The sequence below is a fragment of the Micromonospora sp. ATA51 genome (genome assembly GCF_016802855.1).
Classification (GTDB): Bacteria; Actinomycetota; Actinomycetes; order Mycobacteriales; family Micromonosporaceae; genus Micromonospora; species Micromonospora sicca.
On record NZ_JAEVHJ010000022.1, the window covers coordinates 19524 to 40672 of the forward strand.

Annotated in this window: 15 protein-coding genes and 2 pseudogenes; 11 read left to right on the forward strand and 6 right to left on the reverse strand. The window is 71.7% G+C overall.

Annotated features, from left to right (window positions below):
* Genes JNW87_RS06310 through JNW87_RS06320 form a run of 3 tightly spaced genes read left to right on the forward strand, consistent with a single transcriptional unit; the run spans window position 1 to window position 4330 of the window.
* Window positions 1–1179: an ATP-binding protein gene (locus tag JNW87_RS06310; protein WP_109801109.1), complete on the forward strand. Its 1179-nt coding sequence runs from the start codon at window positions 1–3 to the stop codon at window positions 1177–1179.
* Entirely contained in the window at window positions 1176–2192 is a 1017-nt protein-coding gene (locus JNW87_RS06315) for a ParA family protein (protein WP_109801110.1), read from the forward strand. Before JNW87_RS06310 ends, JNW87_RS06315 begins: the two co-directional genes overlap by 4 nt.
* Window positions 2192–4330, forward strand: a complete 2139-nt coding sequence (locus JNW87_RS06320; protein ID WP_109801111.1) for a DEAD/DEAH box helicase — start codon at window positions 2192–2194, stop codon at window positions 4328–4330. The genes JNW87_RS06315 and JNW87_RS06320 overlap by 1 nt, the downstream gene beginning before the upstream one ends.
* 80 nt (window positions 4331–4410) lie before the next feature.
* Here the strand turns inward: JNW87_RS06320 and JNW87_RS06325 are convergent, their stop codons facing one another.
* Window positions 4411–5118, reverse strand: coding sequence for a hypothetical protein (locus JNW87_RS06325; RefSeq protein WP_146231015.1), 708 nt, complete (start codon window positions 5116–5118; stop codon window positions 4411–4413).
* 1218 nt (window positions 5119–6336) lie between these two features.
* Here JNW87_RS06325 and JNW87_RS06330 point away from each other — a divergent pair.
* Window positions 6337–8508 (forward strand): M36 family metallopeptidase, encoded by a 2172-nt coding sequence (locus tag JNW87_RS06330; protein ID WP_238453284.1) that lies wholly within the window; start codon window positions 6337–6339, stop codon window positions 8506–8508.
* A 62-nt stretch (window positions 8509–8570) separates the two neighbouring features.
* Here the strand turns inward: JNW87_RS06330 and JNW87_RS06335 are convergent, their stop codons facing one another.
* Together JNW87_RS06335 and tnpA are read right to left on the reverse strand one after the other, a co-directional pair.
* Entirely contained in the window at window positions 8571–9098 is a 528-nt protein-coding gene (locus JNW87_RS06335) for a DinB family protein (protein WP_238453285.1), read from the reverse strand.
* A gap of 557 nt (window positions 9099–9655) precedes the next feature.
* Window positions 9656–10036 carry an IS200/IS605 family transposase gene (tnpA, locus tag JNW87_RS06340; protein WP_238453286.1) on the reverse strand — a complete coding sequence of 127 codons (381 nt, stop codon included), beginning with the start codon at window positions 10034–10036 and terminating at the stop codon, window positions 9656–9658.
* A 23-nt stretch (window positions 10037–10059) separates the two neighbouring features.
* Between tnpA and JNW87_RS06345 the strand changes: the two genes are divergently transcribed.
* The 6 genes and pseudogenes from JNW87_RS06345 to JNW87_RS06370 all read left to right on the forward strand — a co-directional run bounded on the left by JNW87_RS06345 (window position 10060) and on the right by JNW87_RS06370 (window position 15450).
* Entirely contained in the window at window positions 10060–11292 is a 1233-nt protein-coding gene (locus tag JNW87_RS06345; protein ID WP_238453287.1) for a transposase, read from the forward strand.
* Between the two features lie 105 nt (window positions 11293–11397).
* Window positions 11398–12498, forward strand: coding sequence for an IS110 family transposase (locus tag JNW87_RS06350; RefSeq protein ID WP_238453288.1), 1101 nt, complete (start codon window positions 11398–11400; stop codon window positions 12496–12498).
* Window positions 12499–13045: 547 nt separating this feature from the next.
* Window positions 13046–13210: pseudogene (locus tag JNW87_RS06355) on the forward strand (ribonuclease domain-containing protein); the annotation flags it as partial.
* 65 nt (window positions 13211–13275) lie between these two features.
* On the forward strand, window positions 13276–13782 hold the full coding sequence (locus tag JNW87_RS06360) for a barstar family protein (RefSeq protein ID WP_238453289.1): 507 nt from the start codon (window positions 13276–13278) through the stop codon (window positions 13780–13782).
* 637 nt (window positions 13783–14419) lie between these two features.
* Complete coding sequence (locus JNW87_RS06365) at window positions 14420–15103, forward strand: hypothetical protein (RefSeq protein WP_238453290.1); 684 nt, start codon at window positions 14420–14422, stop codon at window positions 15101–15103.
* The gene (locus JNW87_RS06370; protein ID WP_238453291.1) at window positions 15100–15450 is read left to right on the forward strand and encodes a transcriptional regulator; all 351 of its coding nucleotides are present in this window, start codon (window positions 15100–15102) and stop codon (window positions 15448–15450) included. Before JNW87_RS06365 ends, JNW87_RS06370 begins: the two co-directional genes overlap by 4 nt.
* A gap of 306 nt (window positions 15451–15756) precedes the next feature.
* Here JNW87_RS06370 and JNW87_RS06375 read toward each other — a convergent pair whose 3' ends face one another.
* The 3 genes from JNW87_RS06375 to JNW87_RS06385 all read right to left on the reverse strand — a co-directional run bounded on the left by JNW87_RS06375 (window position 15757) and on the right by JNW87_RS06385 (window position 20713).
* Complete coding sequence (locus tag JNW87_RS06375) at window positions 15757–16476, reverse strand: HD domain-containing protein (protein WP_238453292.1); 720 nt, start codon at window positions 16474–16476, stop codon at window positions 15757–15759.
* 107 nt (window positions 16477–16583) lie between these two features.
* Window positions 16584–17837 carry a SpoIIE family protein phosphatase gene (locus JNW87_RS06380; protein ID WP_238453293.1) on the reverse strand — a complete coding sequence of 418 codons (1254 nt, stop codon included), beginning with the start codon at window positions 17835–17837 and terminating at the stop codon, window positions 16584–16586.
* Window positions 17834–20713, reverse strand: coding sequence for an ATP-binding protein (locus JNW87_RS06385; RefSeq protein WP_238453294.1), 2880 nt, complete (start codon window positions 20711–20713; stop codon window positions 17834–17836). The genes JNW87_RS06380 and JNW87_RS06385 overlap by 4 nt, the downstream gene beginning before the upstream one ends.
* Before the next feature lie 221 nt (window positions 20714–20934).
* On the opposite strand from JNW87_RS06385, the pseudogene JNW87_RS06390 reads away from it, so the two are divergent.
* Window positions 20935–21149, forward strand: a pseudogene (locus JNW87_RS06390) (DedA family protein); the annotation flags it as partial.

A 21149-nucleotide genomic window follows, 5' to 3' on the forward strand; every position in this document is an offset into this window, starting at 1 on the left:
ATGAGCACCGACCTCGCCTTGCTCCTCGGCACGCAGGAGACCGCCGCCCTCGAGTTCAAGCGAGAGGCTACGGATCGGAACGCCATTCGCAAGGCGATCTGTGCTCTCGCGAACGACCTGCCGGGCCTTGGCGGCGGTGATCTCATTATCGGTGTCGATGCCAATGGCCGTCCGGCCGGCGCAACAGACACGTCTGACGGCGCATTGCTGAAGATCACCGAGTATCGCGATCAAGGCCTGATTCTCGACCGGCCGTCGATGGTCGTCAGTGCCGGTCTGTATGAAGGGATGCCGGTAATCCGTGTAAGGGTGAATGCGTCCCACACGCCGCCGGTGCGCTTCGACAACGTCGTATATGTCCGGCCAGGCCCGTCCACCCGGCGTGCCACCCGGGACGACGAGCGAGTGCTCTCCGAGCGGCGGCGGTCCTTCGAGGCACCCTTCGACGTCCGCCCGGTGCCCGGAAGCACCCTGGACGACCTCGATCTCAACCTGTTTCGGACGGAGTATCTCCGCCAAGCCGTCGACCCTTCGGTGATCGAGGAGAACCACCGGTCGATCGAGCAGCAGCTGGCCTCGCTCCGGCTCGCCGACGTGGACGGCACGCCGACCGTGCTCGGCCTCCTGCTCGTCGGTCTGGATCCGACCAACCGCATCCCTGGGGCGTACGTCCAGTTCGTCCGCTACGAGGGGACGGACGTCGGAGGATCGGTGCTGGACGAGCAGGAACTCCGGCTGAACGTCATCGACGCGGCCGAGCGGCTTGAGACTCTGCTCAAGGGTCACCTCCGGACGCGACTCGTCGAGGTGAGCGGCTTCCGGGAGGAGTCCCGACCAAACTATCCGATCGACGCTCTTCGGGAGGTGTGCATGAACGCGATCATGCACCGCAACTACGAATCGTCGAATGCTCCGGTCCGAGTCGTGTGGTTCGACGACCGCATCGAGGTGACCAATCCCGGTGGGCCGTTCGGACAAGTCCGGGCAGACAATTTCGACCGAGTCAACGACTATCGCAATCCGTCCCTGGCCGCCGCGATGAAGTCCGTCGGATACGTCAACCAGTTCGGCAGGGGCATCGGACGGATCAGGGCCGCACTGACGCGCAACGGCAACCCGCCACCGGAGTTCGTCGTCGACGACGCCTCCTGGACTGTGACCGTACGGAGTGCGTCGTGATCTCCGTCGCCCTGTTCAACAACAAGGGCGGCGTCGGCAAGACCACCCTCACCTACCACCTCGCGCACATGCTGCAGCGTCTCGGGCACCGGGTCCTCGCCGTCGACCTCGACCCGCAGTCGAACCTGACGGCGGCATTCCTCGACGAAGAGGATCTGGAACAGGTATGGCGGGAGCCGAACGGTGTGACGGTCTCTCCCGGCGAGAGCGGCCAGGCGCCCACCGTGGCCGCGGCGGTCAAACCGATCATGGAGGGGATGGGGGACATCCGCCCCTGCGAGCCGGTTCCGATCGCGGAAGGACTCTGGCTGCTCGCCGGTGACCTGACCCTCAGCTCCTTCGAGGATCGGCTCAGCGAGGCGTGGCCCAAGGGCTTCACCGGCGACCCCGCCGCGCTGAGGACCACCACCGCGTTCCATCGGATCCTGCAGACGGCAGGCCGCGAGGTGGACGCCGACATCGCCCTGATCGACGTGGGTCCGAACCTCGGAGCGATCAACCGCGCGGCACTGCTGGCGGCCGACACAGTGCTCGTACCGCTCGCCGCCGACTTGTTCTCGCTGCGGGGTCTGCGTAATCTCGGGCCGACGCTGAGGATGTGGCGGCGCACATGGCACCACAAGGTCATGCCCGACCTGCCGCCGGGGATCGAAGCACCGGTGGGGCGGATGCGTCCGCTGGGCTACGTCATCATGCAACCGACCATGCGCCTGGACCGCCCCGTGAAGGCGTACCAACGTTGGCTGGACCGCATCCCCGAGGTCTTCGCCACGTCCGTGCTCGACGAACCGGGCAGCGGCGTGACCAGGAAGGCTTACGAGATCGCCACGTTGCGCAATTACCAGAGCCTGATGCCGTTGTCCCACGACGCGCGGAAGCCGATGTTCGATCTCCGATCGGCCGACGGTGCTCTGGGCAGCACGCAGACCCTGGTTCAACGCTGCTACCAGGACTTCCGATCGCTGAGCGAGAAGCTGTTGCAGCGGCTTGACGACATCCGCGCCAGCAGCTGATGGCCGGGGCCGACCTGCTGCATCCGGTGGTGCTACACCATGTAGTGAACTCGTTGCAGTGGCCGGCGTTGCGGCCATTGCAGGAGGCCGCCGTCCAACCGCTGCTCGACGGCGACGACGCTCTGCTCCTCGCCCCGACGGCGGGCGGCAAGACCGAAGCGGCGATGTTCCCGCTGCTGTCCCGAATGGCCGAGGAGAACTGGGCGGGCACGTCGCTGCTCTACGTCTGCCCGCTCAAGGCCCTGCTCAACAACCTCCTTCCTCGGCTGGAAACGTACACCGGGTGGCTGGGGCGCCGCGCTGCGCTCTGGCACGGTGACGTGACCATGGGCCGGCGGCGGAAGATCCTCCGCGACCGACCGGACGTGCTCCTCACCACCCCCGAGTCCCTGGAGTCGATGCTGGTCAGTGCCACCGTCGACCACGACGAGTTCTTCCGTGGCCTGCGGGCCGTCGTGGTCGACGAAGTGCACGCGTTCGCCGGCGACGACCGCGGATGGCACCTGCTGGCCGTACTCGAGCGGCTCAGCCGGGTCACCGGCCGGCCGGTGCAGCGCATCGGCCTCTCGGCGACGGTCGGTAATCCCGACACGCTGCTGACCTGGTTGCAGGGGTCCGGTCGCGGGCAACGGCCGGCGCGGGTCGTCGCGCCCGAGATTGCCGCCGCTCCAGCCGTGTCCGTCGCCCCAGCCGTGTCCGTCGCCCGGCCTGCGGGCGAGGTCGAGTTGGACTACGTCGGCTCGGTGCACAACGCCGCGAAGGTCATCGCCGCCCTGCACCGCGGCGAGAAGCGGCTGGTGTTCTGCGAGTCCCGGGCGTTGGTCGAGGAACTCGGCCAACGGCTGCGGGCGCTTGACGTCACCACCTTCCTGTCCCACGCCTCGCTCTCGGTGGACGAGCGGCGTCGCGCGGAGGTGGCGTTCGCGCAGGAACGGGACTGCGTCATCGTGGCCACCAGCACCCTCGAGCTGGGGATCGACGTCGGCGACCTCGACCGCGTCATCCAGGTCGACGCCCCGCGCAGCGTCGCGGCCTTCCTGCAACGGATCGGCCGGACGGGTCGGCGGCCCGGCAGCAGCCGGAACTGTCTCTTCCTCGCGCTGGACGGTGACGGGCTCCTACAGGCGGCCGGGCTGCTCCACCTCTGGGCGCAGGGCTGGGTCGAGGAGGTGGTGCCGCCGCCGGAGCCGCGGCACATCGTCGCCCAGCAGATGTTGGCGCTGTCGCTGCAGCAGCATCGGGTCGGGGATCAGCTCTGGGTGCAGGAGTGGAACGGGCTGGCGCCGTTCGACAAGACCGCCGACGTCATCGTGCGGCATCTCGTCGACCAGGGCTACCTCGACTCGGACTCCGGCATGCTCTTCATCGGACCGGAGGCGGAGGCGCGCTTCGGCCGTCGGCACTTCATGGACATGCTCGCGGTGTTCACCGCGCCGCCCCAGTTCACGGTGCTGTCGGGGCGTACCGAGATCGGGCGTACCGACCCGGCGCTGCTCACGGCGAAGGTTCAGGGTCCCCGGCTGCTGTTGCTCGGCGGGCGGAGCTGGCGGGTCACCTACATCGACTGGAAGCGGCACCGGTGCTTCGTCGAGCCGGCAGAGGGCGGCGGGAAGGCGCTCTGGATGACCGGCGGGGTGCCGCAGGGACGCTCGTACCGGATGGTGCGGGCCATGCGGGATGTGTTGCTCGGTGCCGATCCGCCGGTCGCGCTGACCGGTCGGGCCGCAAACCGGCTGGCCGGCCTGCGCGAGGAGTTCGGTGCGCTGGTCCATCCGGGCGGCACGCTGGTGGTTCGGGAGAGTGACGGCGAGGTGCGGTGGTGGACCTGGGCGGGCTTCCGGGCCAACGCCACGCTGATCTCCACGCTGAGTGAGCTGGCCGACCCGACCCAGCGGTACGACGACGCCTCGATCCGGCTGCGCCCCGACCTGAGCCGGGAGATGGTGCGTGCGGCAAAGGCGGACGCGGCCGGACGGGTCTGCCTGCCGGACGTCAACGAGAAGGCCCTGGATGGCCTCAAGTTCAGCGCCGCCCTCCCGCACCGACTGGCGGTTGCCACCCTGGCCACGCGTCTGGCCGATGTGCCCGCGGCTCAGGCCGTCCTTGCCGAACCGGTACGGACGGCATACTTGCCTTAGCGCTCACGGGCGGGTGATCAGGGAAGCGAGGTCCAGGGTGACCCGGCGGATAGCCCGGTCGTTGCCAGCGCCCTGTCGGTCTAGAAGATGTCCCCGTCACGCAGTGTCCTGCGGAGCAGTTCTTCCATCCGCTGCAGGGCGGACTTCAGCTCCGTCGCCATCCGCCGCCGCACGTCGCCGGCCACGTTCTCGCTGGTCGTCCGGGCGGCTTCGTCCGCAGCCGCAGGGTCGGCGAGGTTTTCGATGACGGCCACCCACTGCCGGCCGAGCTGGTCGGCGTACCTGGCTCGCCTACGGTCCACCTCGAACTCGCCGTCGAGCTTGACCAACTGTTCCCAGTACGGCAGGACGGCCTTCCTGACGCGCTCGTCAACGTCCACCCAGACATGGGGCTGACAGGTGACCATCGTGTCACCCACCTTGTACCGCCACCGGCCGGTCTCCGACAACGCCCGCTGCAGCTCGACCTCCAGCTCCGCCGTGCGCAGCGCGGTGAAGTGGGAGGCGTGCTCGGCCGCGAGGATCGTCAGCCTGCGGATGGCGGCCGGCATGTGGTAGTGCGCGTAGCTGAGCAACGCCTCCCGGCGGAGGGTCTCCGATGACCAGACGCACCGGGCGTGGATGTGGAAGTTGAACGCCCGGCCCTGACCCGACACTCGGATCGGTACCGCGGTGTCCAGTCGTTCGGTCAGCGGTCCCGGGGCCGGTCCCGGGGCCGGGGAAGTCGCTCCCGACACGGGCCCCGTCTCCCGCAGGGCGTTGATCACGCCCCACAAGAACTCCTTCACCTTCCGCCAATACGGCAGAGTCTGTCCCCAGAGCTCCAGTGCCCGGTGCGCCAGGCCCCGCCAGCGGTCATCCGAGCTCGACGCGGTGCCGGAGGCGTCGGTCGTGTCGCTCGTCGCCTCGCGCGGATCCGCTCCACTGCGGCCGCTCGGCTCTCCCGCTTCCGGCGACGACGGGGCCGGCTCCTGGTCGGAGGTGTCGCGTGCGGCAGCGTCGTCGCCATCCTTCGTGGGCGCTGCCGGGCCGTCGTCCATGCTCCACGGTAACCAGGGGATGACCGATTTGTCGGCCGTGACGTCCGTGCCGTGGCGCGGCGTCCGAATATTCCGACAAATGTCCTTTCGCCGTTACGGCCAGCGATCGACCGTGGCGCATGTGTGGATGTTCGGCCCATCCCCCGGTCCACTGTGACCTGGTCGGATGGCAGGACGGACATCGCCGTTCGACGACAGGAGGGACCGTGCGCACACCATCCCGTGCGTTGACTGGGACCACCGCGCTGCTACTCGCGGCCGGACTGGTCCTGACCGCAGGAGCTGGCGGCCAGGCCGCACCCCGGGAACAGACCCCCACACAGGCCCGCCCCGGCGACCTGCCCGGCGACCGCCACGACACCAAGGCCAAGGACAACCGACAGGGGCGGATCGCCCCGACCGCCCGGCAGCGCGACCGGGCCGCCGCGCTCGGCGCCCGGGCCCGCTGGAGCACCTTCGGCACCCCCGCCACCCTGACCGCCACCGACAAGCCGCTGGCCACGGGGCTGGCCGCCGACCCGGCCGCCGCGGCGCGGGCGTACGTGGCCGCCAACCGGGACCTGCTGGGGCTGACCGCCGACGGCGCGGAGGCCCTGGAGCAGCTGACCGTCGCCCCGATGGGTGACGGCGCCACCGTGCTGTTCCGCCAGCGCTTCGGCGACCTGCCTGCCGCGGTGGACGGCGTCCTCGCGGTCGGCGTCCGCGACGGCGCGGTGTGGCACGTCAGCTCGTCCCTCGCCCGGGACGGCGGCGCGCCGGCCCCGGCCACGATCAGCGCCGAGCAGGCGCAGCGGGCGGCGGCCACCGATGCCGGCCTCACCGACCCGAAGATCCTGCGTGCCTCGCTGGTCGCGGTGCCGACCGCCGACCGGGGCGCGCGGGCCGCGTACGAGGTGATCCTCGGCGCGACCTCACTGGCGCGGACCCGGCGGCCTTCTCCACCTACGTGGCGCCCGGGACGGCAGCGTGCTGGTCCGGGAGGACCTGGTCGACCACGAGGCGGACAACCCGCAGTGGGAGGTCTTCCCGAACTCCCCGTCGACCGACCACTCGTCGGCCGACACCCGGGTCGGCTGGTGCTTCCAGCCGGCCGCCGGCTGCGACGAGGTGGTCGGCACGTCGGCCTCGCCGCTGCCCTGGGACGTCGACCCGGCCACCGGGGCGTCCACCCGGACCACCAAGGGCAACAACAGCATCGCGGTGCAGAACTGGAACAGCAACGACCCGTTCAGCGTGGGCACCGAGACGGCCACGCCCCGGCCGGACCGCACCTACGCCTACCCCTGGACCAACCAGTGGTACGAGCAGAAGTGCAGCCCGGACACCTTCACCTCGCCGCAGGCCAACGACATCGACGCCGCCCGAGCCAACCTGTTCGGGATGCACAACCGGATGCACGACTGGTCGTACCACCTGGGCTTCACCGAGGCGACCTGGAACCTGCAACAGGACAACTTCGGCCGTAGCGGCCTCGGCGCCGACGCCGAGCAGGGCAACGCCCAGGCCGGCGGGATCAGCGGCGGCCCGCCGAACTTCGCCGCCCGGGACAACGCCAACCAGATCACCCCGGCCGACGGGGTCGCGCCCATCACCAACATGTACCTGTGGCAGCCGATCGCCGGTTCGTTCTACGCGCCCTGCGTGGACGGCGACTTCGACATGTCGGTCATCGCCCACGAGTACGGGCACGCGATCAGCAACCGCATGATCGCCGGCCCGAACGCCGGGGTCAGCTCCCCGCAGGGGATGAGCGAGAGCTGGTCGGACCAGCTGGCGATGGAGTACCTGTACGAGCACGGGTACGCCGCGCCCGGCCGGCGCGGGTTCACCATCGGCGAATACACCACCGGCGACCCGGACGCGGGCATCCGGAACTACAACATGAGCGCGAGCCCGCTCAACTACAGCGCGATCGACTACGACTTCGTCGGCCTCCAGGTGCACGCCTCCGGCGAGGTGTGGAGCGCCACCAACGCGGACATCCGGGCCGCGATGATGGGACGGTACGGCGCGGGCGACGCCGCGTCGCAGAAGTCCTGCGCCAACGGCGCGACGCCGGTCACCGCCTGCCCGGGCAACCGGCGCTGGATTCAGCTCGTCTTCGACTCGTTCCTGCTGATGGCGGTCAGCCAGGTGAGCATGGTCGACGCCCGGGACGCGATGCTCGCCGCCGACCGGATCCGCTTCGGCGGGGCGAACCAGGACCTGCTCTGGAACGCCTTCGCGGCGCGCGGCCTCGGCGAGACCGCGGCCAGCGTCGGCAACGGCGACGTCAACCCGACGCCGAGCTTCACCTCCCCGTACGCGAACGAGGCCACCCTGACGTTCGCGCCCGAGGACGAGGACGCGGCGGTGCCCGGGGCGCAGCTGTACGTGGGCCGCTACCAGGCCCGCGCGGTGCCGGTCGCCGACACCGACCCGGCCACCCCGCTCACCGACCGAGTGCGGCTGGTCCCCGGCACGTACGAGTTCGTGGTCCGCGCGCCGGGGCACGGGCACGTCCGGGTCGGCCCGGTCACCGTGAAGGCCGGTCAGGTCCGCGACCTGCCGGTCAAGGTGCGGCGCAACCTGGCGTCCACCAGCTCGGGCGCGACGGTCAGCGGGGACGGGATCAACCTCGCGAAGATCGCCGACGACGACGAGGCCACCAACTGGGCCTCGCTGGGCAGCCCGGTCGCCGGCCGGCAGGTCACCGTCGACCTGGCCGGCGGCACCCGACAGGTACGCCGGGTGCAGGTCAGCGCGATGCTGCGACCGCCGGTCGCCGGCGACCCGGACGCCGGTACGCAGAGCCGCTTCTCGGCGCTGCGGCAGTTCCGGGTGCTGGCGTGCACGGCGACGGGCACGGTCACCTGTGCCGAGGCGGCCGACTTCCAAGCCGTCTACACCAGCCCGGCGGACGCTTTCCCGTCGGTGGCGCCGCGGCCCCGGGCGCCGGAGCTGATCATCCGGTCCTTCGACATCCCGCGGACGGAGGCGACCCACCTGCGCGTCGAGGTGGTGACCAACCAGTGCACCGGCGCGCCGGACTACGCCGGTGAGCAGGACGCCGACCCGCGGGCGGCGACCGACTGCGCGACCGCCAGCGTCCAGGCGAACAACGTCCGGATCGCGGAGTTCCAGGCGTTCGCCCAGTGACCGGCTGAGCCGGACGTGCGGGTGGGCGGTGATCCGCCCACCCGCACGTCGGTCCGCGGGGTCTACTCCGACAGGACGAGCCAGGCCCGGCCGTCGATGAGTTCACGGGCCGCGTCGAGGTGGCCAGCGTGGCAGGCGGTCTCGGTGATCACGTGCAGGATGACCTCCCGCAGGTCGTGCAGCCGCCAGGTTCCGAACAGGTCGGTGGGCCACCAGGCCGGCGGGGTGTCCAACGCGCTGGCGGTGATAATGGCGTTCGCCCGGCCGATCTCCTGCCGGTACCGGCCGAACACCTCGGCGCTCGACACGTCCGCCCCGACCCGCCAGGCGTCCTCGACGACGTCGTCCGGTCGGTCCAGCAGGTCCTGCTCGGCGGCGACGACCCGGCGAAACCAGAATCGCTCGTCGTCCACCGTGAGGTGTCGTACCAGGCCGAGGCAGCTCCATCCCGATGGCAGCACCGGCCGCCGCAGGGCGTCCTCGTCGAGGCCCTCCAGGATGCCCAGCACGTGATCGCGCTGAGCATCGAGGTGGGACAGCAGCAGTGCGGTCTCCGGGTCCGGTGACGGCTGCGGTATCGGGTCGGGCATGGCTTCGTCTCCTTGGTTCGGCTGCACCACGGTGACGATCGGGCGAGCCGGTTCCGGACGGCTCGGCGGAAGAGATGTTCATCGTGGATTGCGGATCCGTTTCCGTGCGGGGGCTGTACGTCGGCGACGATCACGACCAGACTGGTGCGCGATCGGGAGAGTGGTATAGACCGATGTCTCGTCGCATCAGGACGGGGAGGATCCTCTTGACCACGCTCGCGACTCAGCGGCGCGCCACCCGCGCCGCATCCTCGGCGCGTTCGCCCTGCTGACGGCCATGGTCGCCACCGCGCTCGGCGGCCCGTCGGTGGTGTCACCCAAGCTCGCCGAACCGGCCCAGGCCGCCGTCTACGGCTCCTGCACGATGACCCGCTGGGCGGACGCCCGCACCGCGCGGTCCGGCTGGGCGGCCAAGGGCTTTCCGACCACCCGGGGCTCGTACACCTGGAGCGGCCGCCACTACCAGGGTGCGGGCCAGTGCTCCGCCCTTCAGGGCGGGGGTGAAGGAGGGCCGCCTAGGCCCGAGCGTGCTCTAACCTGGCCGGTTTGCTGCTCGTCTACTGGCGCAGCACGGTGAGCGGTGTGCCGCCGGAGCCGGCGAAGTACGAGCCCGACCAGAGCCGGTTGGCGTGGTAGTAGTGGGCCACGAGGTCGGGGAACTGCTGGCGCAGCCGGCGGCTGGATACGCCCTTGAGGCTGTTGACCAGTTTCCACGGGGCGACCGTGGGTGGGAAGTTGACCAGGGAGTGGTTGTCCTCGCCGTTGAAGTCGACCGGCTCGGTGTCGAAGTCGGCGCACACCGCCGGCGTGCTGTCTTCCAGGCGGGCCAGGTGCCGGTCGGTGAACACCGTGTGCCGGTACTTCGTGACGAAGACCAAGTCGGCGTGGAGGGCGAAGACCCAGTGTCTGGCAGTGCGGAGGCTTCTGATATCTGTCATATGCCGATGCCAGGCTGTCTGGTGTGCAGCTTCGGTACAACTACCGCGTCTACCCGACGCCCGGCCAGCAGGCTTCGCTGGCGCGGGCGTTCGGGTGCGCGCGGGTGGTGTTCAACGATGGGCTGCGCGCACGTCAGCAGGCCCACGAGGCAGGCGAGGCGTACCTGTCGGACGGCGACCTGTCGAAGCGGGTCATCACCGAGGCGAAGCGGACGCCGGAGCGGGTGTGGCTGGGCGAGGTGTCGGCGGTGGTGCTCCAGCAGGCCCTCGCGGACCTGAACGCCGCGTACCGGAACTTCTTCGCCTCGCTGTCTGGCAAGCGCAAGGGCCGCAAGGTCGCTCCGCCTCGTTTCCGGTCCCGCAAGGACAACCGGCAGGCGATCCGGTTCACCGCGAACGCCCGGTTCAAGGTCCTGGACAACGGCCGGCTTCGGCTGCCGAAGATCGGCGACCTGGCGTTGCGGTGGTCCCGGCAACTGCCGGCCGCGCCCACCTCGGTCACGGTCATCCGCGACGCGGCCGGACGGTACTTCGCCTCATTCGTGGTGGCCAACACCGACGACCCGCTGCCGCCGGTCGACGCCGAGGTGGGTATCGACCTGGGCCTGACCCACTTCGCGGTCCTGTCCAACGGCAAGAAGATCACCGCGCCGAAGTTCCTGCGCCGGGCGGCCCGCAAGCTGCGCCGACTGCAGCAGGACCTGTCCCGCAAGCAGCGGGGCAGCGCAAATCGCAGCAAGGCCGTCGTCAAGGTCGCCCGGGCGCACGCCCGGGTGGCCGACAGCCGGCGGGACTGGCAGCACAAGCTCTCGACACGGATCATCCGCGACAACCAAGCGGTGTACGTCGAGGACCTGTGCGTGACCGGTCTCGGCCGCACCCGGTTGGCGAAGTCGGTGCACGACGCCGGCTGGGCATCGTTCACCGCGATGTTGGAGTACAAGGCCGCACGGTACGGGCGCAGCTTCCGCCGGATCGGCCGGTTCGTCCCCACATCGCAGACCTGCTCCACGTGCGGGCGGCTGGACGGACCCAAACCGCTGTCCGTCCGGTCGTGGACCTGCCCATGCGGGGCGGTCCACGACCGGGACGTCAACGCGGCGATCAATATCCTCGCCCAGGGACGCTGGGAGAGCCTAAACGCCTGTGGAGCGCAGGTAAGACCGGCACCCGTGCCGGCACCACGCCGAGAAGCAGGAATCCACCCGCACACCGCGTGTTCCACACGCAGCGTGGAGGGAATCTCCGCCGTTTAGTCAGCATGGAACGGCCGGCTCACTTGCGCTGCACCCGTTGGTGATCTCTCGTGGGTCATCCACCCTGGAGCGGAAGGAGCCACTACCGGAAGGAGCCGGCCGCTCATGAACAGTGTCGTGCACTCTGCCGGTCCGATCCACCTGGGGTTGGACGTGAGCAAGGACAAGATCGCGGTGGGGATCCTGAGGTGGGGTGAGCAGGTCCCCGACACCGAGATGCTCTTCAACGACGAGGCGTCGGTGCGGCGTCTGATCGACCGTTTCCCGGATCGTGGCCAGCTGCGGGTCTGTTATGAGGCGGGACCGACCGGGTTCGGTCTGCACCGGCTGCTGCGCTCGATGGGCGTGGCGTGCGACGTAATCGCGCCGGCGTTGATCCCGAAGGCGCCCGGCGATCGGGTCAAGACCGACCGGCGTGACTGCCGTCGGCTGGCCCGGCTGCACCGGGCTGGGGAGCTGGTCGCGATCCGGGTCCCGAGCGAGGCTGAGGAGGCGGTGCGGGACTTGTGCCGGGCGCGGGCCGCGGTCGTGGGTGACCGCACTCGCATTCGGCATCGGGTGAGTAAGTTCCTGCTGCGCCATGACCGGGTGTGGCGGGAGACCGCGTGGACGGTCAAGCATGAGCAGTGGCTGTTGGGGCAGCGCTTCGACGAACCCGCGCTGCGAGCCACCTACGCCCATTACCGGGCGATGCTGACCGCCCGCGAAGCCGAACTGGCCGCGGTGGAAGCCGACCTGGCCCACTGGTACACCCACGGACCGTTCACTGACGCGGTGGCCCGCCTGGCCGCCTACCGGGGAGTGGCCTATGTGGGGGCGTTGACCATCGCCAGCGAGGTCGGTGACTGGCGGCGCTTCCCAGCCGCCCGCACGTTCATGGGCTTCACCGGGCTGGTCCCGTCGGAGTACTCCTCGGGGCAGGCGGTCCGGCGGGGGCACATCACCAAGGCCGGCAACACGCATCTGCGGACCCAGCTGATCGAGTCGGCGTGGGCCTACCAGCACCACCCCAACCTCGGCGTGACCCTGCGGCGTCGCCAGGAGCACGTCGACGCGGCCACGGTGGCCCGGTCCTGGAGCGCCCAGCAGCGCCTGAGCGGACGGTTCCGGCGACTGAACGCCCGCAAGACCAGCCGCAGCATCGTCGCCGTGGCCATCGCCCGGGAACTGGCCGGGTTCCTGTGGGCAGAGATGACCGCCGCTTGAACCGAAAGGCACGCCATGAGCCCGCGCACGGCAGACACACCGGTCGGACAGGTGACCGTGCGCGCCAAAGACCCCACGACGCGTCGAGGCACGCCGTGGCAGGAACGATCCCCGTCCGCCCTATGGCCCACCGCTGCGGCGGTGACGGCCGCGTTTAGTCCGGGGCACCATCCTGCGCATCCCCGACTTGCGATCTCGACACGCGAACATCAGACAGGCGGCGCACCGACCCGCTCCGCCTCGACGCGTCGTGGCCACCCACCCCGCCCACCACCAGGGGCCCGACGACCGAGCACTCCCCGCCCCGCCGCTCGATCATCCACTCCTGGGTGCCCACGTCAAGGACGCCTCCGGCGTCGCTCCGCGATCGACTCCGTCGATCCTTGACCCGACCACCCATCCGCGGTCTTGGCGCCGATCGAGGCAGGGAGCAGACCGACCTGCGCCCAAGACGGGTCCAACCACGACCTGAATACGGGGCAGACCACCGCAATGCCGTACTCACACTTGACAGGGCCGTTCCACATCAGGGCGGAGAGAACGTCAAAACTACGAGGGACAGCTGCTGCCCACCAATGCCACCTACTACGAGTACGACGTCTACCCGCGTGCCTACGGGGCGTCCCGGGACGCGTACCGGATCGTGGTCAACAAGAGCACCGGGGTGACCTGGTTCTCGCCCGACCACTACTCGAACTTCTACCGGCTCTGACCGTGGCGTCGCGGGGCGGGCCCACCGCGGCCCGCCCCGCTCCGCCCTGACCGAAGGATGGACCGATGGCCGACGCGCGCGCCCCGGCCTGGCTGCGATTCGACACCCCGCCGCCCGACGACACCGGGCGGGACGACGGGGGAGCGGTCACCGTCGACGGGTCCGCCACCCGTACCCGGGCCGGCCTGTTCGATGCGCTCGCCGACGTGCTGGAGCTGCCCGACCACTTCGGGCGCAACTGGGACGCGCTCGCCGACGTGCTGGCCGACCGGCTCGACACCGGGCCGCTCACGCTCGTGGTGCGGGATGCCGGGCACCTGCTGGCCGAGGAGCCGCCCGCCCAGCTCGGCACCCTGCTCGACGTGCTCGGCGGGGTCGACGCCGGAGCCCGCGAGTCGCTGCGGGTCGTGCTGCGCGACACTGCCGAGCCGCTGTCCGGCCTGCGGCGCCAGGTCACCTCGACTCTCGCCGGTGTCCCTGTCCCGCCGGCCTCCCCGGGCAGCCCGCCCATCGGACCGGGCCGACGTGCCGGGGAGGGAGGCGACCGCCTTGCCGGCCCCCAGGCCGGGTGACACCACCCAGCCGACCTGGTGCGGTAGCCGAGCAGATCGGCGGGGCTGACGGGGCTTGCCGGTGGCGACCAGGATGGCGGTATGGAACTCGAGCTGACCGCCCCGGAACGGGCCGTGTGGCAGGCGTTTTCTCGACGCGCGCAGGTGAACCTCGGCGACGCCAAGGATCGAGTGGTCCGCGCCGGGGTCATCCGGGCCCTGCTGCTCGGCGCCGTGCCGGCCGAGCCCGGTGAGCTGGCTGCCCTGACGCTGGTCGGCGCCGAGATAGCCGGGAGGCTCGACCTGTCGTACGCGGAGGTTCCCTATCCGGTGCGGCTGAGCCGGTGCGACTTCACCGATCGGATCGAGCTGGTGGGTGCCCGGACCCGGGAGATCGACCTGGCCGGCTCGCGGCTGCCCGGCATCTGGGCCGACAAGGCGGTGGTGGAGGGGAACCTCCGACTGGCCGGGGTCCGAAGCGGCGCACTCCGTCGACCTGGAGGCGTGGTTGCTTCTCCATCCGGTTGCCTACTCGAAGTCGTAGGGCGTAGCCCACCACGCCCGCGGAATCGACAGTCCGGCATCTGCGCTGCAACCGCAATTGGGACTAGCGCCAATTGGTTTGTTATGGAAACCTGTCGGTATGACTACTCACCCGATGGCTGCGGGGGGCGACCCTCGCCGGCTGCTCGCGCACGTGCGGCACCTCACGCGGCGGGTCCGGGTCGCCCAGCGGGTGACCTGGCTGCCGCTGCTGGTGCTGGCCGTGGTGACGTTCGCGGCGATGCCGGTCCACCGCTACGGCACCCAGGTCTACGGCTGCAAGCCAATCGCCGACGGCCAGGTGTGCGAGGTACGCAACGTCGCCGGGATCGTCTACTGGTCGGTGGGCCTAGCCGTGTCGTACGTGGCGATCGCCTACGGCTACCTGCGGACCGCCCGGGCACGGGGGCTGGGCGGCCGGGTGGTGCCGTACGTCGTCACGGGCATCGCGCTGGCCGTCCTGTCCACCGCCGTGATGCTGCTCGTCGTGCACGAGGGCTGGGGGCTGCCCGAGCCGCCCAACCGGCCGGACGGGCTGACGCTGTTCCTGTTCCGCCTCATCGACGTGGGCTCCGCGATCGGCGTGGCGCTGCTGGTGCTGGCCTGGCTGGAACGCCACCTCGCGCTGCTGCTGTTCACCGTCGGGTACCTGGCGGTGGTGCTGGTGCCGCTCGACTTCGGCTGGGGCGCCCAGTGGGCGAGCAACTGGGGGTTCCCGTCGCTGGTCATCCAGGGCGGCGTGCTCCTGCTCGGCGGGCTCGGCTTCGCCCTGGCGCAACGACCGTGGCGGCACCGATGAGCGCCCCGCTCGACGAGCCGGAGCCGACCGCCGCCACGCACCCGACCACCGGGCTCGACGACGTGGTGCACCAGCGGGTCCGGCTGGGCATCCTCACCATCGCCCACGAGGCGCGGCGGGTCGAGTTCGGCTTCCTGCGCACCCAGCTGGAGCTGACCGGCGGCAACCTGTCCCAGCACCTGAGCGTCCTCGAGTCGGCCGGGCTGATCGAGGTCGAGAAGGGGTACGCCGGCCGGCGCGCTCGCACCTGGATCACGCTCACCCCCGCCGGGGACGCCGCGCTCGCCGAGGAGATCGCCCGGCTCAAGCAGCTCATCGTACGGGTCGAGACGGCCGACGGCCGGTAACGACCACCAGCACCCAGCACACCAACCCAGCACCCAACACCGACACCGGCCTCCGCCCCGCGCCGAACGGCGCGGCGGCGACACCCACCTCACGCGCCGGCGGCTCATCGGGGCCGCGCTGGCCGTCGGGTCGCCGCGCCGATCGGCCTCGCCGGCCGCCCCGGCCCGGTGCGACTCACCCTGCCGCCGCCCACCGGCCCGTACCCGGTCGGCACACGTGCCCTCGGCTAACGCCTCGGGATCTACCACGCCAGCCTTGTTCCGATCGCTGCGATCATGTGGCTCCCATGATCGGCGGGACAGGCCCTAGTTGGGCCGGTCGAGGATGGCGCTGAACCGCTCCTCGGCCAAGTCGAGCTGGGCGAAGATGTGCCGCTTCACCGGCGCGGACAGCGGCGTGTCCGGCCGGGCGATCAGGTCCCGGAAGACCGGCACCAGGGGGCGGTACTTGGTGGCGGAGCGGGTGACTTTCGGCCCCACCGTGTGGATCACGCCGACGCCGTTGTCGGTGAAGTCCGACATCTTGATCACCCGGGCCCAGGGCTCCCGGTCCAGGCTGGCCGCCACGTGCTCCCGGTACTGGACGTCCCTGTCCCGCTCCGGGTCGTACGCCGGGTTGGTGACCGCACCGACCAGGCGGGCGACGCGGGGGCCGAACCGCGCGGCCAGCGCGGCCAGCGCCGCCTGGGTCGGCTCACCGGACACGTCGGGCCCGGCCAGCTCCGCCGGGTGGTCCTCCACGGCGTCGTGCAGCAGGCCGGCGATGATCACATCGACGTCGCGCACCTGGTAATGGTGCATCATCCGGATCGCCACCCGCAGCAGGTGGTTGAGGTAGGGCTCGCGCACCCGCCGGTCGTCGCGGTGCAGCTCGGCGGCGAGGTCGAGCGCCTCGGTCAGCCGCTCCCGGGCATCGGCGTCGAACGCCCGGATCTCCAACCGGAACCGCTCCAGCAACCCCGGTTCGCCGTGGATCTCGGTGATCGCGTGCATCGGCATGGTGGCCAGGTACGCCGGAAAGTCCATGAGTCACTTATAGCTGATCTTCACCATCCGCCGGACCCCGGCGTCGGCCTTGCGACGGGAGCTGGACACGGCCCCGGCCGGCCCGCGACCGCACGGGTGACCGACGCTCAGGACCCGCCGGAGAGTTGCTTGACCATCCGGACCGTCGTCCCCTCGGACGTGCCGGAGATCGTCGCCTCGTCCATCACCCGCGCCATGATCAACCGTCCCCGGCCCCGGTCCGTGCCGCCGTCCGGGTCGCTCGCCCGCCAGCCGCCGTGGTCGCGTACCTCGATCTCCAGCCGGTCGTCGCGCAGCTCGGCCCGGAGGGTGGTGATCGCGCCGGGGGCGAACCGGTAGCCGTGCTCGATCGCGTTCGCGCACGCCTCGCCGGTGGCGATGAGCACCGCCTCGACGTCCCACTCGGTCACGCCCAGGTCGTGCAGCCAGGCCCGGAGCCGCTCCCGGGTGGGGGCGAGCTGGGCCGGGTCGGCCGGCACCTCGGCGGCGAAGACCGTCGGCCCCCGGTGCCGGTAGACCAGCACGGCGACGTCGTCGCTGCCGGAGGCCGGCAGCAGGTCGCGGACCAGCCGGTCGACCAGCTCACCCTCGGAGAGGTCCCGAGCCGCGGCGAGCACGTCCACCGCCCGGGAGATGCCCGCGTCGATCAGCTCCCGGCGCCGCTCCACCAGGCCGTCGGTGTAGAGCAGCAGCGTCGAGCCGGGCCGCACCCGGGCGACCGTCTCCGGACGCCGGTCGACCGCCACGCTGGCCAGCGGCACCGACCGCGCCCCGTCCAGCAGCTCGTGCGCGCCGTCGGGGTGCATCAGGATGCCCGGCGGGTGGCCGGCGGAGGAGTAGCGCACCTCGCCGTCCGCGCAGTCGATGATCGCGCAGAAGAGCGTGGTGCAGGCGCCGCCGGGAATCAGCCGGGCGAAGCCGTCCAGCGCGGCGAGCACCTCGGCCGGGCTCTTCGCCTGGAGCAGCAGGGCCCGGCAGGCGCTGCGCAGCTGCCCCATGACCGTGGCCGCCGACAGCCCCCGTCCGACGCAGTCGCCGACCACCACGCCGACCAGGTCGCCGGGGAGCGGCACCACGTCGTACCAGTCGCCGCCCACCTCGAGCGGGCGGACCGCCGGCTCGTAGCGGACCGCGAAGCCGGCCGGCAGGTCGGTCGGCCCGAGCATGGCCCGCTGCATGGCCAGCGCCACGCCTCGCTGCGTCTCGTAGGCGTGGGCCCGGACCAGCGCCTGGGCCAGCGCCGCGCAGAGCTGGCGGATCAGCGGCGCGTCCACCGCCGCCATCGGCCGGGGCGCGTCCGGCTCCAGCCAGATCCCCCCGGTGCCGACGCCCACCCCGATCCGGGCCCCGATGCCGGTCACCCGCCCGGCGTCGTCCCGGGCCAGGTACGGGTCGGCCTCCGGTCCGGTCGCCTCGAGATCCGCCGGATCCGTGGGGTCAGCTCCAGCCCGGCGCCGACCACCATGGGCGTGCCGGTCGGGTCGGGACTGACGGCCACCCCGCGCGCCCCGCCGAGCAGTTCGCCCAGCTCGGCGAGGCCGCCCGCCAGCACCTCGGTGATGTCGCTGGCGCTGGCCAGCCGGGTGGCCAGCGCAGCCACCGCGGCCTGCCGGGCGGTGGCGTGGACCTCGGCGGTGACGTCGCGCAGGGTCGCCACGTGCAGCCGCTCGCCGGTGACCGGCTCCCGCAGCGCGTTGTGCACCGCCTCCACCCAGATCCGGTGTCCGTCCGCGTGCCGCAGCGGCACGGTCACCCGCCCGCCGTCGACCGTCCCCATCTTCCGCACCGCCGCCTCGACCCCGCGCCGCTCCGCCGGCTCGGTCTCCGGGTCCGGCCACCACGACCGCGGGGCCGGCGCCGGCAGCTCCAGCCGGTCGAGGCCGAGCAGCCGGCAGAAGGCGTGGTTGGCCTCCACCAGGGTGAAACCGGCGTCGTAGACCACGAAGGCGTCCTGCAACGAGTCGATCAGGGCGCTGCGCCAGGTCGCCTCCCGGTTGCGCAGCCGGGACAGCTCCAGGTGCGCCCGGACCCGGGCCAGCAGTTCGAGGGAGGAGAACGGCTTGGGCAGGTAGTCGTCCGCGCCGGCCCGCAGCCCCTCCACCGCCTCCTCCTCGCCGGCCCGGGCGGAGAGCAGGATGACCGGCACGCCGGCCGTGCGCCGGTCGTCGCGCAGCGCGGCCAGCAGGGCGAAGCCGTCCATCCCCGGCATCATCACGTCGGTGAGGACCAGGTCCGGCAGCTCGGTCGCGATCAGGTCCAGCGCCGCCCGGCCGTCGCCCGCCGCGAGCACCCGGTAGCTGGGCGCCAGCAGGCCGACCAGGAACGCCCGCAGGTCCCGGTTGTCCTCCACCACCAGCACGGTCGGCGCGTCCGCCGGCGGGGCCTGGCCACCGGCCCGGTCGGTCGCCGCCGGGCCCGGCAGCGCCTCCGGCACCCAGCCCAGAGCCCGCTCGCCGTACGCCCCGGGCGGGGCGTCCTCCGCGCCGGGCCGGCCCCCGGTGGGCCGGCCGTACGGGATCCGCGCGGTGAACGTGGAGCCCTCGCCCTCGACCGAGTGCACGCCGACCTCACCGCCGTGCAGCCGGACCAGCTCCTGGACCAGGGCCAGCCCGATGCCGGCGCCCTCGTGGGATCGCCCGCCGCCGCCGCGCACCCGGTGGAAGCGGCGGAACAGCAGCGGCTGCTGGTCGGCCGGAATGCCGATGCCGGTGTCGCTGACCGAGAGGGTGACCCTGTCCCGGTCGCCCTCCAGCCGGAGCCGGACGCTGCCTTCGAGGGTGTACTTCAGCGCGTTGGAGAGCAGGTTGACCACGACCTTCTCCCACATGTCCCGATCCACGTACCCGGTGCGGGGCAGCGGCGGCACGTCCACCTCGAAGGCCAGCCCGGCCCCCGTCATCGCATGCCCGAAGGACTCGGCGATGCCCCGGGTGAGGGCCGCCAGGTCGGTGGGCACCCGCTCGGCCTCCAGCCGGCCGCCCTCGATCCGGGCGAAGTCCAGCATGTCGTTGACCAGGTTGCGCAGCCGGCCGGCGTTGCGGTGCACCAGCTCCAGCCGCTCCCGCTGGGCCGGCGGCAACGGCTCCCGCTCGTCGGCGAGGCTCTCCTGCACCGGCCCGGTGATCAGCGTCAGCGGAGTGCGCAGTTCGTGGCTGATGTCGGTGAAGAAGTCGGTCTTGGCCGCGTCCAGCTCGGCCAGCGCGGCGGCCCGTCGCCGCTGCGCCTCGTACGCCAGCACGTCGGTCAACGCGGTGGAGACCCGGCTGGCCACCACGTCGAGGAAGTGCCGGTACGGCTCGTCGAAACTCAGGTAGGGGCTGACGCCGAGGACCAGCACCCCGACCGGCCGGCCACCCCCGGTGGCCAACAGCGGCAGCGCCACCGCCTCGTCGACGGGAGCCGCGTCCCCGACTCCGTCCGCGCGCGCCAGCGGGCAGGTCGTCCCGGCCAGGCCGGTCACCCGCACCGGCCGCCCCGTCTTGATCGCCTCCACCACCTCGGCCGGCGCGTCGAAGGCGGTCCGCTCGGCCCCGTCGACCAGGCCGAACGACGCCACCAGGCGCGGTCGCTCACCGTCCGGCGGCGGGCTCTCGCCGTGGTCCGGCAGCTCCCCGCCCAGATACACCATGCCCGCCGGCAGGTCGGCGGGCCCGTGGGCGAGGATCCGGGTAGCCGCCCGGACGGCGTCCGTCGCACTGTCCGCCTCGGCGATCGAGAGTTCACCCAGTTGGCGCAACAGGGCCAGTCGGCGGTCGCCGACGACCTGTCCGGTGACCTCGCTGGTGGCCACGAAGACCCCGTCGACCCGCCCGTCGGCGTTCTCGATGGGGCTGTAGGAGTAGGTCCAGTACGTCTCCTCGAGGAAGCCGTGCCGGAGCATGAAGAGCAGCTGGTTGTGGGAGTAGGTGGACCCTCCGGACAGCGCCCGCTCGGTCAGCGGACCGACGACGTCCCAGATCTCGGCCCAGCAGTCCACCGCGCGCTGACCGACGGCCGCCGGGAACTTGTCCCCGAGGAAGCTCGTGTACGGGTCGTTGAAGATCTGCACCAGCTCGTGGCTCCACCAGAGCAGCATCGGGATCCGGGAGGGCATGAGGGTCCGGACCGCGGACCGCAGCTCCACCGGCCAGGACTCGACGGGCCCGAGCGGGGTGGCCGCCCAGTCCCTCGCCCGGTGCGCCGCGCTGGTCGGGTCGTCCCCGGGAAACAGCTCGTCGGCGGCTGTGCCACCCGTCACGTCCGGCCCCCGTCCCGTCCACGTACCCCGGCTCGGGCGCTCGCTCGCGCGGTGACCCTCACGTCGCGGGCTATTGTCCCCGGCACGCTCGCGATTCATGCCTCGGCCCGGCGGGTTCGGGCCGTCCGGTGCGCGGGATCACCCGCCGACCGGCTGCCCGGGGAAGCGGCGGGTGGGGTGACGCGGGGGTGGGGGCGAGCCGGCGGGGCGACAATCGGCGGATGGACCGGGTGTTGAACCTGCTGGTGGCGCTGCCGCCCGCCCTGGTGCTGGCCCTGGTCTTCCTGCTGCCGGCGCTGGAGGCGTCGACCTTCCTCGGCCTGCTCGTGCCCGGGGAGGTGGCCGTGCTGGTCGGCGGCGTGCTCGCGCACGAGGGGCGGCTGCCGCTCTGGGCGGTGGTGGTCGCCGCGCTGGTCGGGGCGGCCCTCGGCGACCA